Annotated in this window: 11 protein-coding genes; 8 read left to right on the top strand and 3 right to left on the bottom strand. The window is 63.7% G+C overall.

Translation table 11 applies throughout. The features are described from left to right. Window positions 1-73: 73 nt before the first annotated feature. Window positions 74-988 (bottom strand): LysR family transcriptional regulator, encoded by a 915-nt coding sequence (locus NTD88_RS10500; RefSeq protein ID WP_095155092.1) that lies wholly within the window; start codon window positions 986-988, stop codon window positions 74-76. Window positions 989-1208: 220 nt separating this feature from the next. On the opposite strand from NTD88_RS10500, the gene NTD88_RS10495 reads away from it, so the two are divergent. From NTD88_RS10495 to NTD88_RS10470, 6 genes are all read left to right on the top strand, one after another. After that, complete coding sequence (locus tag NTD88_RS10495; protein ID WP_095155091.1) at window positions 1209-2231, top strand: zinc-dependent alcohol dehydrogenase family protein; 1023 nt, start codon at window positions 1209-1211, stop codon at window positions 2229-2231. 548 nt (window positions 2232-2779) lie between these two features. Then, window positions 2780-4156, top strand: coding sequence for a hypothetical protein (locus tag NTD88_RS10490; protein WP_143501927.1), 1377 nt, complete (start codon window positions 2780-2782; stop codon window positions 4154-4156). Window positions 4157-4227: 71 nt separating this feature from the next. Beyond that, the gene (locus NTD88_RS10485) at window positions 4228-5877 is read left to right on the top strand and encodes a VRR-NUC domain-containing protein (protein ID WP_262154951.1); all 1650 of its coding nucleotides are present in this window, start codon (window positions 4228-4230) and stop codon (window positions 5875-5877) included. Beyond that, a complete protein-coding gene (locus tag NTD88_RS10480) occupies window positions 5874-8135 on the top strand; it encodes an ATP-dependent DNA helicase (protein ID WP_262154962.1) in 2262 nt (753 codons plus the stop codon). Before NTD88_RS10485 ends, NTD88_RS10480 begins: the two co-directional genes overlap by 4 nt. Before the next feature lie 94 nt (window positions 8136-8229). Further along, window positions 8230-9870, top strand: coding sequence for a phosphoglucomutase (alpha-D-glucose-1,6-bisphosphate-dependent) (pgm, locus tag NTD88_RS10475; RefSeq protein ID WP_095155088.1), 1641 nt, complete (start codon window positions 8230-8232; stop codon window positions 9868-9870). Between the two features lie 183 nt (window positions 9871-10053). Then, the gene (locus NTD88_RS10470) at window positions 10054-12558 is read left to right on the top strand and encodes a UvrD-helicase domain-containing protein (protein WP_262154950.1); all 2505 of its coding nucleotides are present in this window, start codon (window positions 10054-10056) and stop codon (window positions 12556-12558) included. Here NTD88_RS10470 and nhaB read toward each other — a convergent pair. Beyond that, window positions 12515-14017 carry a sodium/proton antiporter NhaB gene (nhaB, locus tag NTD88_RS10465; protein WP_262154949.1) on the bottom strand — a complete coding sequence of 501 codons (1503 nt, stop codon included), beginning with the start codon at window positions 14015-14017 and terminating at the stop codon, window positions 12515-12517. The two genes, NTD88_RS10470 and nhaB, sit on opposite strands and share 44 nt — an antisense overlap. Window positions 14018-14169: 152 nt before the next feature. Between nhaB and NTD88_RS10460 the strand changes: the two genes are divergently transcribed. Both NTD88_RS10460 and nudC read left to right on the top strand, forming a co-directional pair. Then, a complete protein-coding gene (locus NTD88_RS10460) occupies window positions 14170-14982 on the top strand; it encodes a crotonase/enoyl-CoA hydratase family protein (RefSeq protein ID WP_095155085.1) in 813 nt (270 codons plus the stop codon). Between the two features lie 31 nt (window positions 14983-15013). Further along, a complete protein-coding gene (nudC, locus tag NTD88_RS10455; RefSeq protein ID WP_095155084.1) occupies window positions 15014-15844 on the top strand; it encodes an NAD(+) diphosphatase in 831 nt (276 codons plus the stop codon). Here nudC and NTD88_RS10450 read toward each other — a convergent pair. Then, complete coding sequence (locus tag NTD88_RS10450) at window positions 15812-16591, bottom strand: TSUP family transporter (RefSeq protein ID WP_262129316.1); 780 nt, start codon at window positions 16589-16591, stop codon at window positions 15812-15814. The genes nudC and NTD88_RS10450 overlap by 33 nt on opposite strands. Between the last annotated feature and the right edge of the window lie 68 nt (window positions 16592-16659).

The following is a 16659-nucleotide window of genomic DNA, read 5'->3' as shown; positions in this document are numbered from 1 at the left end:
CAGACGGACTTGGACTTATTGTTGCTGTAACTTTATGTTCTTAATGGGTTCTTTGGAATTCAGTGGAAGTCTATTACAAGCTATCCGGGTCCCCGAAGAACATCTGAATCCTCGACCGCAACCACTTCTCCCCCGGATCATTGTCCTGCGCCCCGCGCCAGGCCATATGCAGTTCGAAGGTCCGCGCCTCCAGCGGCAGTTCTTCGGCGCGCAGGCCGCCGGCGGCGGTGAGGATGTCGGCGGTGTAGTCGGGGACGGTGGCGACGATGTCGGTGCCGGTAAGCAGGCTGCCCAGGCCATTGAACTGTGGCACCGCCAACACCACGTGGCGTTCGCGGCCAAGCTTTTGCAGTTCTTCATCGATGAAGCCGCTGAGGTCGCCGGCGAAGGACACCAGTGCATGGGGCCGTTTGCAGAAATCATCAAGGCTCAGCGAGCCGGGCACGCTGTCGGCCCGCAGCAGTTTCGGCTTGCTGCGTCGCAGCACCTTGCGTTTGGCGTTGGCCGGCAGGTCGGCGGTGTAGCTGACGCCGACGGAGATTTCGCCGGAGGCGAGCAGGGTCGGCATCAACAGGTAATTCACCCGGCGCACCACCAGCACGACGCCCGGCGCCTCGGCACGGACGCGCTTGAGCAGCAGTGGCAGCAGGGCGAATTCGGCGTCGTCCGACAGGCCGATGCGGAACACGTTGGTGCTGGTCGCCGGATCGAAGTCGGCCGCGCGGCTGACGGCGGTGGAGATGGAGTCCAGTGCCGGCGAGAGCAGGGCGAAGATCTCCGTTGCCCGCGCCGAAGGCTCCATGGCACGTCCGGTGCGGACGAACAGCGGGTCATCGAACAGGGTGCGCAGCCGCGACAGCGCGGCGCTGATCGCCGGCTGGCCGAGGAAGAGTTTTTCCGCAGCCCGGGTGACGCTGCGTTCGTGCATCAGGGTCTCGAAGACGATCAGCAGATTGAGATCGACGCGGCGCAGGTCGTTACGGTTCATCGGCTTCGCTTCGCTGGCGGTTCGGGGCAAGGGGTGAATCTTACGAGCAAAGGCTGTTACCCTGCACCGTAAATTGTGGCTGTGTGCCAGTGTACGGCAAGCAGCCCGGCATGAGCCCAATCGATGACAAGCATGTCGACTATTAATGACCACTGATGGTCTAACCGTGAAAGCCCCGATAGAGTTCAGGGCATTAGAGGTTCACTAGGCGAGGTTTGCGATGTCCCGCATGATCCGTTTCCACAAGTTCGGTCCGGCCGAGGTGCTCAAGATCGAAGAGCAACCAACACCCGCACCGGCTGCCGGGGAAGTGCAGATTCGTGTCCAGGCGATCGGCGTCAGTTGGTATGACGTGCTCTGGCGGCAGAATCTGGCGCCGTCCCAGGCGCGTCTGCCGGTCGGCATCGGCCATGAGATGGCGGGCGTGGTGACGGCGGTGGGCGAAGGTGTCGATGACCTGGCGGTGGGCGACAAGGTCGCCAGCTTCCCGGCCAGCAGCCCCAACGATCACCCGGTCTACGGCGAAATCATCGTTCTGCCGCGGCTGGCGCTGACCCGCTACCCCGATATCCTGACCCCCATCGAAGCCAGCGTGCACTACACGCCGTTGCTGATGGCCTATTTCGCCTACGTCGATCTGGCCCGTGCCAAGGCCGGGCAGACTGCGCTGGTCACTGATGCCAGCCACTGCGCCGGCCCTTCGTTCGTGCAACTGGGCAAGGCCCTGGGTCTGAAGGTGATTGCTGCCACCCGCGACGCCGAACAGCGCGAGCCGCTGCTCAAGCTGGGCGCCGACAAGGTGATCGTCACCGAGGAGCAGGATCTGCTCATGCAGATCAACAAGTACACCGACAACCGTGGGGTCGACATGGTCCTGGACGGGCTCGGCGGGCCGCAGATGTCGCTGCTCGGCGATGTCCTCGCACCGCGCGGCAGCCTGGTTCTGTACGGCCTGCAGGGTGGCAACCAGACGCCATTCCCGGCCTGCGCGGCGTTCCAGAAGAACATCCAGTTCTTTGTCCACTGCATCAGCAACTTCACCGGCAAGCCGGAGTTGGGCATCACCCAGGACCAGGTCGCCCTGCACCGGGCGCTGCGGGATATCAACCAGTTCACCGCTGACCGCCAGTTGCTGCCGCAAATCATCCAGGTCTACCCGTTCGAGCGTGTCGTCGACGCTCACCGGCATATGGACGAGTGCCCGTGTGGTGGTCGTGTAGTACTGGAACTGCCCGACGCCTGACAGTATTTTCAGCTCCCTCCTGCAAAGCCCGAGAATATGCTCGGGCTTTTTTGTGAAATTTACCTCCTAAAATTTCAGAAATTTCCTATTAGTCTTATGCGGACTAAGGACTTTGCTTCGGCTATGTTGTTGCTGTGGGAATAAAGGTATTCCAGTGTCCGTAGAATTACGCTGCGCTGTGCAAAAGTATCAGTTGCATCAGGACGCAGAGGACTTCCCGCACGTAATCAAACCCGCCTTGCCGTTGTCGTCTCAAGGAGCGAGATATGTACGTTGAATTGTTGATTGCCTTGAATTCCAGCCGGAGCAGGCGCGTTCCGGGTGTCGGGGCTTCCGGCGAAGCCTGTCGGGAGTGCGTGTTTAAGTGTATTGGTTGGGATGTAAGAAACTTCCTGCAAGCTGGAATTAGATTCCTACATTGAAAGTAAAAATTGAATCCGAAGAGAAGGAGAGTTTCTTCTTTGGGCATCTTTTCGGGTGTGTTTCCAGTTTTCAATAGTTGCAATAAATATCAGGGAAATACTATGGGCGCGATTCATGACCAAGCCATGCAATATGTCTATCAGCAAGTCCTGCAGCGACTGCTCGAACGCCTGACCCAGGGCCAACGCGCGTCCTTGCAGTTGCTGATCCAGCGGCTAATGGTGATTGCCGGAGGTCTTGAATGCATCCATGGGTTGAAGGTCATGCTGGTGCACACCGGCAGTCAGGACAGCACCCACACGCTGGCCTTTCTCAGGGCTGCGCAACTGAGCCTGGCGGCGCGCTCGCCCGGCACGTTCAACCTGCGGGTGGCCACGGCGCGGCATACCGATATGCCCGCCGTCGTGCTGAGCAACATCGAGCGGGCGTTCGCCGCGCTGGTGGTGCATGACGATCCGCGGGTCGAGCTGCTGATGGTCGATGATGGCCAGGTGCGTCCCTTCGATGCCCGTCAGGCAATTTCCCGGCCGCAGCAGCAGGCGGACCGCCACGCGGTGCTGATGGCGGGTCATCTGACGCCGGGCCACCCGCACCTGGCCCTGACCCACCGCCATTACCTCGACCTGGCCGACCTGCATCGCCTCGGCGCAGCCTGGAACGGCGGTGTCGACGTGCTGGTCAGCGGTGACCCCGGTCCACGGCGCAAGCGCTTTCTTGCCGGTGCCCTGCGGATGATGCGTGAGGTCGGGCTGCCGCGGGTGCGGCCGGTCGAGGCCTTTCCTCGCGCCTTGTTCGAGCTGGCCTGCGCTGTGCGCCAGGAATACCGGGCGCCTGCGTCTGTCGATGGTGTAGCGGAAAAGCCCGAAGCGCCCGAACCTCGCAGCCGCATGCCGCGCTTTATCGCCGTGGACGACCTGGTCCACGACCCGTCCTGTGGCTCCGGGCAGCTTCTGCTCGAATTGCTGCGCTACCGCCACGATGAATGGTCGTTCGCGTTTCCCGTCACGGAGCCCGGCAACCCGTTGTTGCGCGCGCATCTGCAGGGCCTGCGCAGCGAGTTCGTCGACGGGCGCTGCTATCAGGATGGGCTTGAAGACTGCTTGCGACGTGCGCAAGAGGGGATGCAGCGCGAGCAATTGCCGATGGCCCTGCGTGAACAGTTGCTCGGGCCCTGGCAGAAGGCCGATGACCTGTTGCAGGTAAGGCGTCTTGCCGGAGATTTTGCCTCGCAGGCGTTTGGTGCCAGCGAGGCGCAACTGATCTGCCTGCTGTTCTCGCCCTTCGTCAGCCAGGGCAGGGCGCTGGAGGGCTTTTTGCGGCGCTGTCACCCGGGGATGGTGGTGGCGTTGCCTTATCTGCACAAGGCCCTGCACGGGCAGCCGTCGTCGGAGTCGGTGGTGCAATGGCTGACCGGCACCAGTGGGCTGCCAATGGCCACGCTGCAGGCGCTGTATCGGCGCAAGGCGCTGATCGAGGCATGCGCGGACGCGCCCGACCATTGATCTTGTGCGGTTGCCAATAGCGCTGATCTGTATGTATAACCAGTGTCCGTTCTCCGTTGGTTGCACCGCTCGTGATCGCCCACTCCGTCAACGACCCGCTTTATTACCTGCACAATTTCCGCCAAGTGCTGGACTGGCTGCGTGCGCGCTACACCGATTTGCTGGATGCCGGCGAACACGCCTTCATCGAGCAATTCGAGCGCCTGCCGCAGGCCAGCCAGGCGTTGTTGGTGCGGATGGTGATGCGCAAAGGCGTGCTGTTCCGTGAGCGCCGGCTGGTCTACGCCGAGATAGGTGCGCCCCGCGAGGCGCTGGAACCCTTGCTGGCGCTGGGCTGGGTCGATGATGACGCGCCCTTGGGGCTGGATGCGCTGTTCGAGGTATTGCTCAAGGAGGAAATCAGTACCTGTTTTGCCGCCGTGCTGAGCCGACCCAAAGCTGCCAAGCACGAGCTGTTCGAGCAGTTGCACGAGCAGTTTCCCGAGCCGCGGCCGTTACGGCAGTGGTGGCCGGACTGCGAGGAGGCGATCTATGTGCTGCGCCAGCAGGCGCTCTGCGACCGTCTGCGGCTGATGTTCTTCGGCAATCTCTATCAGGATTGGTCCGAGTTCGTCCTCGCCGACCTGGGTTTGCTGCGCTATGAGCAAGTGCGTTTCAGCACTGATTCCCGGGCCTTGCGCGAGCGGGCCGATATCGAGTTGTGCCTGACGTTGCATGCCTGTGCCGAACAACTGGAAAGCGAACCGGATATCGACCTGTTGCTCGGACAGCTGGCCGCCCTGAGCACGGCCAACCCGTGGCTGGAGCGCCGCCGGGCACGCGTTCAATACCAGCTTGCCTACCACTGCGAGCGCCAGGGCGACTGGCCGCGGGCGTTGCTGATCTATCCGGACTGCGCCCACCCGCAGGCGCGGGAGCGGCATATCCGCGTGCTCGAGCGCAGCGGCGATTACCCCGCAGCCCTCGAATTGGCGCTGCTGGCCGCGGAGCAGCCGGGCAACGCCGCCGAAGCTCAGGCGCTGAGCCGGATTTTGCCGCGGCTCAAGCGCAAGCTCGGCGGTCCGCCGCAGTCACGGCGCAAGCCGCACGTAATCAGTCGCCTGGACCTGTGTCTCTCGCAGGAGCTGGCGGCACTGGGCGTGGAGCGGGCCGTCCAGGTTCACCTGGAACAGGCCGAGGCGGCGCCGGTTCACTATGTCGAGAACACCCTGTTCAACAGCCTGTTCGGCCTGCTGTGCTGGAGCGCGATCTTCGCGCCGCTGCCCGGTGCGTTCTTCCACCCGTTCCAGAGCGGCCCGCAAGACCTGCTGGATGCCGGCTTCCAGGCTCGCCGCGCGGAGCTGTTCGCCGATTGCCTCGGGCAACTGGAGGATGGCCGCTACCGCCAGACCATTCTCGCCAACTACGCCGCCAAGCACGGCCTGCAATCACCGTTCGTGTACTGGGAGCTGCTGACCCTGGGATTGTTGGAACAGGCACTGGAATGCCTGCCGCCCGCGCACCTCAAGCAGTGTTTCCTGCGTTTGCTGGAGGATATCCAGGCCAATCGCGCCGGCATGCCCGACCTGATCCAGTTCTGGCCCGAAGAGAAACGCTACCGGATGATCGAGGTAAAAGGCCCCGGCGACCGCCTGCAGGACAACCAGCTGCGCTGGATCGAATTCTGCTCCACCCACGGGCTGCCGGTGGATGTCTGCCACGTCGAATGGGCGAGCCCGTGAGCTATCGGGTGGCGGTGCGCACCTTGTGCGAGTTCACCGCCAAGGTCGGCGACCTGGACCTGCGGTTTACCCCGTCACCCACTGCGCAGGAAGGGGTGGCCGGGCATCGCCGGGTGGTGAGGCGGCGCGGCAGCGACTACGAGGCCGAGGTTGCGCTGGACGGGGTATTCGGCAGCCTTGAAGTCCGTGGCCGTGCCGACGGCTATGCGCCGGACAGCAATTGCCTGGAAGAGATCAAGACCCATCGCGGTGACCTGAACACCCAGCCGGAAAACCACCGGCAATTGCACTGGGCACAGGCGCGGGTCTATGGCTGGTTGATGTGCCAGCAGCGCAACCTGGCAACGATCAACCTGGCGCTGGTCTACCTGGATGTCGACAGCGACCAGGAAACCCGTTTCGAATGCACCGCCAACGCCGCCGAGCTCGAAGCCTATTTCCACCAGCTATGCGGACGCTTCGTACAGTGGGCCGAGCAACAAAGCCGGCGCCTGACGCTGCGCGATGCCGGGCTGCAGACGTTGGGCTTTCCCTGGCCGGCGTTTCGCAAGGGGCAACGGGAGCTGGCCGAGACCGTGTACAAGGCGGTCAGCACCGGCCGCTGCCTGATGGCCCAGGCCACCACGGGCATCGGCAAAACCCTCGGCACGCTGTTTCCGTTGCTCAAGGCCATGCCCCGCCAGCCGCTGGACAAGATCCTCTTTCTCACCGCCAAGACCCCGGGCCGCGGGCTGGCCCTGGATGCGCTGCGTCAGGTAATGGCGGCCGATCCCGAGCTGGCCCTGCGTAGCCTGGAACTGGTCGCTCGCGACAAAGCCTGCGAATACCCCGGCACCGCCTGCCACGGCGACGCCTGCCCGTTGGCCAAAGGCTTTTATGACCGCCTGCCAGCCGCCCGCGAGGCAGCGATGCGCCTGCCGCTGCTGGACAAAACCCAGGTCCGCGAACTGGCCCTGGCTCATCAGGTCTGTCCGTACTACCTCGCCCAGGAACTGGCACGCTGGGTCGATGTGCTGGTGGCGGACTACAACTACTACTTCGACCAGAGTGCGTTGCTGTTCGGCCTTGCCCAGACCGATCAATGGCGTCTGGCGCTGGCGGTGGACGAGGCGCACAACCTGGTGGAGCGGGCGCGGCAGATGTACAGCGCCAGCCTTGACCAGGGCCAGTTGCAGGCCTTGCGCCGCGAACCGCCGGCGGGCATGGCCAGCGCCTTGCAGAGCCTCAACCGCGAATGGAACCGCCTGCACAAGGAACAGGTGGCGCCGTATCAGGCGGGCAACGAGCTGCCGACGGCGTTTCTTAAGGCGTTGCTACGCTGCGTCGGTCTGGTCCAGGAATTGATGAATCGCACGCCCCAGGCGGTGGACCCGGCGCTGTTGCAGTTTTTCTTCCAGGCTTTGCAGTTCCTGCGTTTGAGCGAGGTGTTCGACGAGCACTTCCTGTTCGACATCAGCAAGCGCAACGGGGCAGGGCGCCGCAGCCTTTCGACCCTGTGCCTGCGCAATGTGGTGCCGGCACCGCTGCTGGCCCCGCGTTTCGCCGCCGCGCGCAGCGCCGTGCTGTTTTCCGCCACGCTCAGCCCACGGCATTTCTACGCCGACCTGCTGGGCATACCTGCCGACACGGCCTGGCTGGAGGTCGAATCGCCTTTCGTGGCCGAGCAGTTGCAGGTGCGTATCGTCAGCGAGGTGTCCACCCGCTACCAGCACCGCCAGGCTTCTCTGGCGCCCATCGTTGAACTGATTGCCCGCCAGTTTCGCGATCAGCCGGGTAATTACCTGGCGTTCTTCAGCAGCTTCGAATACCTCCAGCAGGTGTCGGCGCTGCTGGCCGAGCTTTATCCGGGCATCGAGCAGTGGTCGCAATCCTCGGGCATGGATGAAGAGCAGCGTCAGGGCTTTCTCGATCGCTTTGTCGAAAACGGCTACGGCATTGGTTTTGCGGTGCTCGGCGGGGCGTTCGCCGAGGGCGTGGACCTGCCGGGAACGCGCTTGATCGGCGCCTTCATCGCCACCCTCGGGCTGCCCCAGGTCAATCCGGTGAACGAGCAACTCAAACAGCGCATGGCGGCATTGTTCAGTTCAGGCTTCGACTACACCTATCTCTACCCAGGTGTGCGCAAGGTGATCCAGGCGGCCGGGCGGGTGATCCGTGGCACCGAGGATCGTGGCACCGTCATGCTGATCGACGACCGTTTCGCTGAAGCCCGCGTGCAACGGATGTTTCCGGCCTGGTGGGCGCCTCAGGATAAATAGTCAGGTGGCGTGGATCTTCATCGTCGCCTTGTAGTCGAAGTGCCAGTAAACTGCGTGATTTCATCACCCCGAAACTTTTTTCTTGAGGTTTTGCATGAAGCTCAGTCCTCTGGCTGGCAAGTTGGCTCCCGCTTCCGTACTGGTCGATATCCCGCGTCTGTTGACCGCTTACTACACTGGCCAGCCCGATGTGGGCGTGGCCACCCAGCGGGTCGCCTTCGGCACCTCCGGCCATCGCGGCAGTTCCTTCGACCTGAGTTTCAACGAGAACCATGTGCTGGCTATCAGCCAGGCCATCTGCCTGTACCGCCAGGCCCAGGGCATTGATGGCCCGCTGTTCATCGGCGCCGACACCCACGCGCTGTCGACCCCGGCCCTGGCCAGTGCTCTGGAAGTGCTGGCGGCCAATGGCGTCGAAGTGATGCTGTCGAAGGACGACGAGTACACCCCGACCCCGGCCGTGTCTCACGCGATCATCTGCTACAACCGCGGCCGCACCGCCGGCCTTGCCGACGGCATCGTCATCACGCCGTCGCACAACCCGCCGCAGAGTGGCGGCTTCAAGTACAACCCGCCCAATGGCGGCCCGGCCGACAGCCATGTGACCAAGTGGGTCGAGGCCAAGGCCAACGAACTGCTGGCCGACGGCCTCAAGGGCGTCAAGCGCCTGCCTTACGAGCAGGCACTGAAGGCGGCCACCACCCATCGCCATGACTATGTCGGCAGCTACGTCGCCGATCTGGTCAACGTCATCGATTTCGATGCCATTCGCGGTGCCAACCTGCGCTTGGGCGTCGATCCGCTGGGCGGCGCGGGCGTGCGCTACTGGTCGGCAATCGCCGATCACTACAAGCTCAACCTGGAAGTGGTCAACGCCGAGGTCGATCCGACCTTCCGCTTCATGTCGGTGGACTGGGACGGCCAGATCCGCATGGACCCGTCCTCGCCGTACGCCATGCAAGGCCTGATTGGCCTGCGTGACCGTTTCGACGTGGCCTTCGCCTGCGACCCGGACCACGACCGCCACGGCATCGTCACTCCGACCGGTGGCCTGCTGGCGCCGAACAACTACCTGGCCGTGGCCATCGACTACCTGTTCCAGAACCGTCCGCAGTGGCGTGCCGATGCCGCGGTTGGCAAGACCGTGGTCAGCAGTGGCCTGATCGACCGGGTCACCGCGCGTCTGGGCCGTCGCCTGTACGAAGTGCCGGTGGGCTTCAAGTTCTTCGCCGACGGCCTGTTCGACGGCTCGCTGGGCTTCGGTGGCGAGGAGAGCGCGGGTGCGTCGTTCCTGCGCAAGGACGGCAGCGTCTGGACCACCGACAAGGACGGCCTGATCCCGGCACTGTTGGCGGCTGAAATTACCGCTCGTACCGGCCGTGACCCGAGCCAGGCCTATGCCGAGCTGACCGCCGAACTGGGCGAGCCGTTCGCCACCCGCGTCGAGGCCAAGGCCAATCCGCAACAGAAGGCCCTGCTGGGCAAGCTGGCGCCGGAGCAGGTCAAGTCCACGGAACTGGCGGGCGAGCCGATCCAGCAGATCCTCAGCCATGCACCGGGTAACGACCAGGCCATCGGCGGCCTGAAAGTGATGACCGCCAACGGCTGGTTCGCCGCGCGGCCGTCGGGCACCGAGGACATCTACAAGATCTACGCCGAAAGCTTTATCGACGATGCGCACCTGCAGCGTCTGGTGAGCGAGGCGCAGGAGCTGGTGGACAAGGCGATTTCCTGACCCCGATCGCCGGCAAGCCGGCTTCCACCTTGTGGGAGCCGGCTTGCCGGGCTCCTTGCCGCAGCGATGACCTTTCTCAAATCCCCCTGCTAATCCCCTGATTTTCCAGACAATCAGTTCTGTCCCATTGCGCCCGAATGGGGTAAAACTTCCGGCTTATGTGATTTTCCAGCCGGAGCCGGTGTGTCAGACAAGCTTCCCCCGCAACCCCTCGAATTGACCCCTCCCGCCCAGTTGCCGTGGATTCGGCGCCTCACCGCGCGCCTGCTTGGCCGTGGCCTCAACCGCCTGCGGGCGCAACACCGTGATTCGTGGTTCCAAGGCCATGCCAGTGGTCAGCGCACTGGCCACGCTGATGGCCTGCGCGAGGGTTACGACCAGGGGCGTGTCGATGGCTACGAAGCCGGGCGTCAGGTGCTGGTGATCCGCGACACCCGCCCCGACGGCCATGGCATTCCCGGCCTTGACGACAGCCTGTTCGACGACTGGCGCCTGCCGCTCACCGCCGAGCTGAAGAAGCGCTTCAAGGCCGATGTCGCCCGGCACCTGCCGGAGCACGCCCAACCCAGCGCCGCGCAGTGGAAGATGATCTTCAGCGACACGCCTTCCACTTGTGTCATCGCCGGCGCGGGAGCGGGCAAGTCCACTTCACTGGTGCTGCGCATCCTGCTGCTGCGCCATTACCTGGGCTACGAGCTGGACGCCATGACCGTGGTGACGTTCACCCGCGAGTCGCGCAAGGACTTCATTGCCCGCCTGCTGCAGGTGTTCAGCCTCTGGCAGGTGGCGTTGAACCCGGCGCAGGCGCGGGAGCTGGTGCGCACCTTCCACTCGCGGATCCTGCCGCTGGTGCGCAGCCTGCCGGGATTCAGCCAGGTGCGCGCTTTCGAGACCCTCGGCAGCGAGCTGCCTGCCGGCGCCGAAGCTGATGCCGAGAGCAATCCCTTCGACCTGCGCATCAACGACGCCCAGCGTCAGCAACTCAACCTGTGCTACCGCGACCTGCTGCGGGCCAATCCACGTTTTGCCGCGTTGATCGGCGGGCTGCGCCGCGAGGCGGTGCAACTGAAGTCGCTGGAAAAAGACCATCCCGACGTGCAGAAACGCATGGCGGTGACCCAGCTCTCGGCCAGTCGCGATGAAGAACTGTGCGACACCATCGAAGACCTGTGGTTTGGCGCCGGTGCCTGGCCCATCAAGGGCATCGAGCCGAGCCGTGAGACGGTCGAAATCAACGGCAGCCGCTTCCATTTCCATGGTCATATCGCCGAGCTGGATGCCTGGGTGGTGCTGGGCTTCGATCCGGGAGAAAACCAGCAGTACAAGCGCCCGAGCGCCAAGCTGCCGGTCTGGGCTGAGTGGGTGATCAAACGCACCCTGTTTCAAGCTTTCTGCGATAAGCCTGTGATTTGGTTGGAAAATTATGCTGCCGCCAAGCGCCTGACCGCGTCCCTGGCGGGCGATGCGGTGGCCGGGCCGGGCTTCGACTACAAGGTCAAGGGCGAGTTGGCCGCGGTGCCGCTGCTGGATGCTTTCGTCACGGCGGCGGGCTTTATCGAAAACCTGGGGCTGGATGTCGCGGTCGCGGTGAGTGGCATGAGCTTCCCGCAGGGCGATAGCGATGCGCAGTTCTTCGAGGCCCTGAGCCTGTACTGGAAGGCGCTGGAGGACCATCTGCTGGGGCAGTCGCCGCCGGTGATGAGCTACAACCGCATGTTCGCCCTGTTCGGCGAGAACAACCCCGAGAACCTGCGCCTGCTGCCCGACCCGCTGCTGCGGCCGCTGGCGCACCTGATGGTCGACGAGTTCCAGGATGTCTCGCCGCAGATTGTTTCCTGGCTGCGGGCCAGCCTGCGGGAGATCCGTCGTCGTGGCCCGGCCATGCAGGTCGGGCGCAAAGCGCAGCATTCCTCGCTGCTCTGCGTGGGCGATGACTGGCAGTCGATCTATGGCTGGCGCGGCAGCTCGCCGAAGTACTTCATGGAGTTCGCCAAGACCTTCGTCGCGCCTTCCAGCACCCGGGTGATGCTCACCGACAACTACCGAAGCCACCAGCACATCATCGACGCCGCCGAGCACATCGTGAAGTCCGCGCCGTCGATTACCGGCAAAAAGGCCAAGGCGGTGGGGGCGGCGGCTGAAGAGCGTTGGCCGGTGCAGGTGCAGGAGCGGGACGAGGCAGCGCTGGCACAGCAGGTGATGGAGCACTACCGGCGCGGCGATTCGATCATGATCCTGTTTCGAAAAGGTTCTGATAAGGCATTGATTTCAGATCATATTCAGTCTGTTTTTAATGTGGATTCTAGCTTGCCGCCTGGGCAGCGCCGGCTGCGGCAATTGACCTATCACAGCGCCAAGGGCCTGCAGGCGGACGCGGTGTTCATGCTCGGGGATTGCCAGTATGTGACCCGTTCGCCGTACAAGAATCAGGTCTACCGACTGGCGGGACTGGGCCGCTCGGGTGATCCGGAAGCCTTCGATACGGCGCAGAAGGAAGAGATCCTGCGGCTGGCCTATGTCGCGATTACCCGGGCGGTGCGCCACTGCTACTGGCACGTGGAAGTGCCTAACGGGGAGCAGGCAAACCTGCCCCGGGCTTCGGTGCAGGTGGATGGGAAGAAGGCGTTCTTCGAGGATTTGCGCGTCACAACCAGTAGGTCACAGCCCACCAGCCCAAGCCGCCCATGACAACGGTATACGGCAACGCCATCCACACCATCCGCCCGTAAGATAGCCGGATCAGCGGCGCAATAGCCGAGGTCAGCAGGAACAGGAACGCCGCCTGGCCGTTCGGCGTGGCCACGCTGGGCAGGTTGGTGCCGGTGTTGATCGCCACGGCCAGGGTTTCGAAATGCTCGCGACTCATGGCGCCGTCGAGGAACGCCTGCTTGACCTCGGTGATGTAGATGGTGGCGACGAACACGTTATCGCTGATGGCCGAGAGCAGGCCGTTGGCGATAAACAGCATGCCCGGCTGCTGCTCCGCCGGCAGCGCCAGCACCGCCTGGATCAGCGGGGTGAACAGCGCCTGCTGATGAATCACCGCGACCACGGCGAAGAACACCACCAGCAGCGCGGTGAACGGCATGGCGTCCTGGAAGGCCCGGCCCAGGCGGTGCTCATCGGTGATGCCGGTGAACGAGGTGATCAGCACGATCACCAGCAGGCCGATCAGGCCCACTTCGGCAATGTGCAGCCCCAGGCAGACGATCAAGATCAGCGCGGCAATTCCCTGCACCAGCAGCGCGGCGCGTTGCTGGGCGGTGCGCTGGGCATCGTCCTCGGCGGCGTAGGCGGCGAGCACCTGGCGCACGCGGTCCGGCAGCAGGGTGCCGTAGCCGAACCAGCGCAGCTTCTCCAGCAGCACGCAGGTCACCAGGCCCACCACCAGCACTGGCAGCGATACCGGCGCGACCTTGAAGAAGAAGTCCTGGAAGTGCCAGCCCAACTCATGGCCGATCAACAGGTTCTGCGGCTCGCCCACCAGTGTGCACACGCCGCCCAGCGCGGTGCCCACCGCGCCGTGCATCAACAGGCTGCGCAGGAAGGCACGGAACTGCTGCAGGTCTTCGCGGGCCAGCTCGGGAATCTGTTGGTCGCTGTCGATCTGTGCTTCACCCCGCGGATTGCTGCCGGAGGTCACGCGGTGATAGACGGCGTAGAAACCGACTGCGGCGCTGATGATCACTGCGGTCACGGTCAGCGCATCGAGGAAGGCGGACAGGAAAGCAGAAAGGAAGCAGAAAGTTAGTGAAAGCAATGACTTGGAATTTATTCCTAACAAAATACGCGAGAAGGCGAACAGCAACAGATCCTTCATGAAGTAGATCCCGGCCACCATGAACATCAGCAGCAGGATCACCGGAAAGTTGTGCTGCAGTTCTTCGTACAGCGCCTGTGGCGTGGTCATCCCCAGCAGCAAGGCCTCCACCAGCAGCAGCCCGCCGGGCATCAACGGGTAGCATTTGAGTGCCATGCCCAGGGTGAAGATGAACTGCACCACCAGCACCCAGCCGGTGACTACCGGACCGAGGGTGAACAGCAGCAGCGGATTGAGCAGCAGGAACAGGCACAAGGTGGCCTTGTACCAGCGCGGCGATTGGCCGAGGAAATTGTGGGCCAGGGCGCCGGCCAGGGAGCGGGGCATGAAGATGTTTCCTAATAATTCAAAGACCTGCGCACGGTGCCGCAAGCACTGTTCAAGATCAAGGCGCGCAGTCCCGGTTTTGGCACAAGTGCGGCCTGGCGGTTGCGATATAGTCCGAGCTTTCCTACATCTGCTGCTCAAGGAGCGTCGCCGTGACCGACTACACCGCGTTCAAGGTCGAGCTGTCGAACAACATCGCCCACGTCCAGATCAACCGCCCGGAAAAGATCAACGCCATGAACGCCGCGTTCTGGAGCGAGATCGTCGAAATCTTCCAGTGGATCGACGAGACCGATGCCGTACGGGTGGTGGTCATCAGCGGCGCCGGCAAACACTTTTCCTCGGGCATCGACCTGATGCTGCTGGCCTCGGTGGCCAACGAGCTGGGCAAGGACGTCGGCCGCAACGCCCGCCTGTTGCGCCGCAAGATCCTGCAGATGCAAGCCTCTTTCAACGCCGTCGACAATTGCCGCAAGCCGGTGCTGGCGGCGATCCAGGGTTATTGCATCGGCGGCGCCATCGACCTGATCGCCGCTTGCGACATGCGCTACGCCGCCAGCGATGCCCAGTTCTCGATCAAAGAGATCGACATGGGCATGGCCGCTGACGTCGGCACCCTGCAACGTTTGCCGCGGATTATCAGCGATGGCCTGGTGCGCGAACTGGCCTACACCGGGCGCACCATCGACGCCGAAGAGGCGCGGCGCATCGGCCTGGTCAACCGGACGTTCGACGATCACGGCAGCCTGCTTGACGGAGTCTTTGCCATTGCCACGGAAATTGCGGGAAAATCCCCGATTGCCGTGGCCGGCACCAAGGAGATGCTCAGCTATATGCGCGATCACCGGATCGACGACGGGCTCGAGTACATCGCCACCTGGAACGCCGCCATGCTGCAATCCACCGACCTGCGGGTGGCCGTGGCCGCCCACATGAGCAAACAGAAGCCGGAGTTCGCCGACTGAGCAGGGCGGCGACCCGCTAAGGAAAGGGAACATGTCAGCGCGTTGGACCACAGCGGTACTGGATACGACTCTCAATGGCGGCCTAGCGGTCGTGCGCAGCGCCGAAGGATTCATGCTGGACGCCAACGGCGCACTGTTCCCCCGCGACTGGCTCAAGCGCCAGGAGCTGGATATCCGCTTCGAACACGGTATTGGCCACTACGATGGCCAGCCGGTCTACCTGATCGAGTTGCACGGCGCCCAGGCGTTGTCGGGGTGCCGCTGGCAAGGGTTGCGTCAGTTCATGCTGGACGGCGACTTCGATACCTACAAGATCCTCGGCTATGCCGCGCAGATTTCCACCTGGGCCCGCGAGCACCGCTTCTGCGGCAGTTGCGGCCAGGCCATGACCCAGGTGCCGCTGGAGCGGGCGATGTACTGCCAGCCCTGTGATCTGCGCAGCTACCCGCGGATTTCCCCGAGCATGATCGTGCTTGTCACCCGTGGCGACGAAATCCTCCTGGCGCGTTCGCCGCGCTTTGTCACCGGCGTCTACAGCACCCTGGCCGGCTTTGCCGAGCCGGGCGAGTCGGCGGAGGATTGTCTGGTGCGCGAGGTGCGCGAGGAAGTGGCGATCGAGGTGCAGAACATCCAGTACGTCGGCAGCCAGTGCTGGCCGTTCCCGCACTCGATGATGCTGGGCTTCCATGCCGAGTACGCGGGTGGCGAGATTGTCATGCAGCCGGACGAGATTGAGGACGCCCAGTGGTTCCGCATCGATGCGCTGCCGCCACTGCCGGCCGGGCGTTCCATCGCCCGCTACCTGATCGACCTCTATGTGGCGCGGCGCTTAGGCCTGGCCGAACCAGTGCTGCCACGCTAGGCGCACGGTCAGCGCCAGCACCACGGTGATGAACACTGGGCGAATGAACTTCGAACCGCCGCTGATGGCGGTTCGAGCACCGAAGAAGGCGCCGACCATCAACGCCGAGCCCATCGACAGCCCCACCAGCCAATCCACCTGACCCGAGAAGATGAACACCGACAGCGCCGCCGCGTTGCTGACGAAGTTCATGCTGCGCGCTACGCCGCTGGCCTTGACCAGGTCGATGGGGTAGATCAGCAGCGTGCTGACGGTCCAGAAGGCGCCGGTGCCGGGGCCCGCGACGCCGTCATAGAAACCGAGGGTGAAGCCCTGCGGGAACTGCCATTTCTTCTTGATGGGCGCATCGGCGTCCAGCGGCGCCTTTGGCGTGCCGCCGAACAGCAGATAAACGCCGCAGGCGAAGACCACCACCGGCAACATCTTGTTCAGCCATTCTGCCGGCAGGTAGTGGGCGATGACCGCGCCGATCAGCGCACCTACCAGGGTGCCCACCAGGGCGTGCTTCCACTGCCCCGGATGGAACAGCTTGCGCCGGTAGTAGGTGAAGCCGGCGGTGGCCGAACCGAACGTGGAACTGAGCTTGTTGGTGCCCAGCACCAGGTGCGGCGGCATCCCGGCGGTGAGCAGGGCGGGCGTGGTCAGCAGGCCGCCACCGCCGGCGATGGCATCGATGAAACCGGCAACGAAGGCTACGGCGGCGAGAATGGCGAGGGTGGTGAGGTCAACGCTGAGTTCGAAAGGCATGGGGATTTCTTGAGCGACAGGGGCAGGCGGGAATGGGCTCGCCGGAAGGGCTGTATGTTACCGCTGTC

It is taken from the genome of Pseudomonas sp. 20P_3.2_Bac5 (assembly GCF_025466035.1).
Lineage (GTDB): Bacteria > Pseudomonadota > Gammaproteobacteria > Pseudomonadales > Pseudomonadaceae > Aquipseudomonas.
The sequence above is the reverse complement of the archived record's forward strand: the minus strand, read 5'-3'. Positions and strand labels throughout refer to the sequence as shown.

Bases quoted from the DNA above. Each gene is read 5' to 3' on its own strand.
- NTD88_RS10500 (WP_095155092.1), bottom strand. From the start codon at position 988: ATGAACCGTAACGACCTGCGCCGCGTCGATCTCAATCTGCTGATCGTC.
- NTD88_RS10495 (WP_095155091.1), top strand. From the start codon at position 1,209: ATGTCCCGCATGATCCGTTTCCACAAGTTCGGTCCGGCCGAGGTGCTC.
- NTD88_RS10490 (WP_143501927.1), top strand. From the start codon at position 2,780: ATGCAATATGTCTATCAGCAAGTCCTGCAGCGACTGCTCGAACGCCTG.
- pgm (WP_095155088.1), top strand. From the start codon at position 8,230: ATGAAGCTCAGTCCTCTGGCTGGCAAGTTGGCTCCCGCTTCCGTACTG.
- nhaB (WP_262154949.1), bottom strand. From the start codon at position 14,017: ATGCCCCGCTCCCTGGCCGGCGCCCTGGCCCACAATTTCCTCGGCCAA.
- nudC (WP_095155084.1), top strand. From the start codon at position 15,014: ATGTCAGCGCGTTGGACCACAGCGGTACTGGATACGACTCTCAATGGC.
- NTD88_RS10450 (WP_262129316.1), bottom strand. From the start codon at position 16,591: ATGCCTTTCGAACTCAGCGTTGACCTCACCACCCTCGCCATTCTCGCC.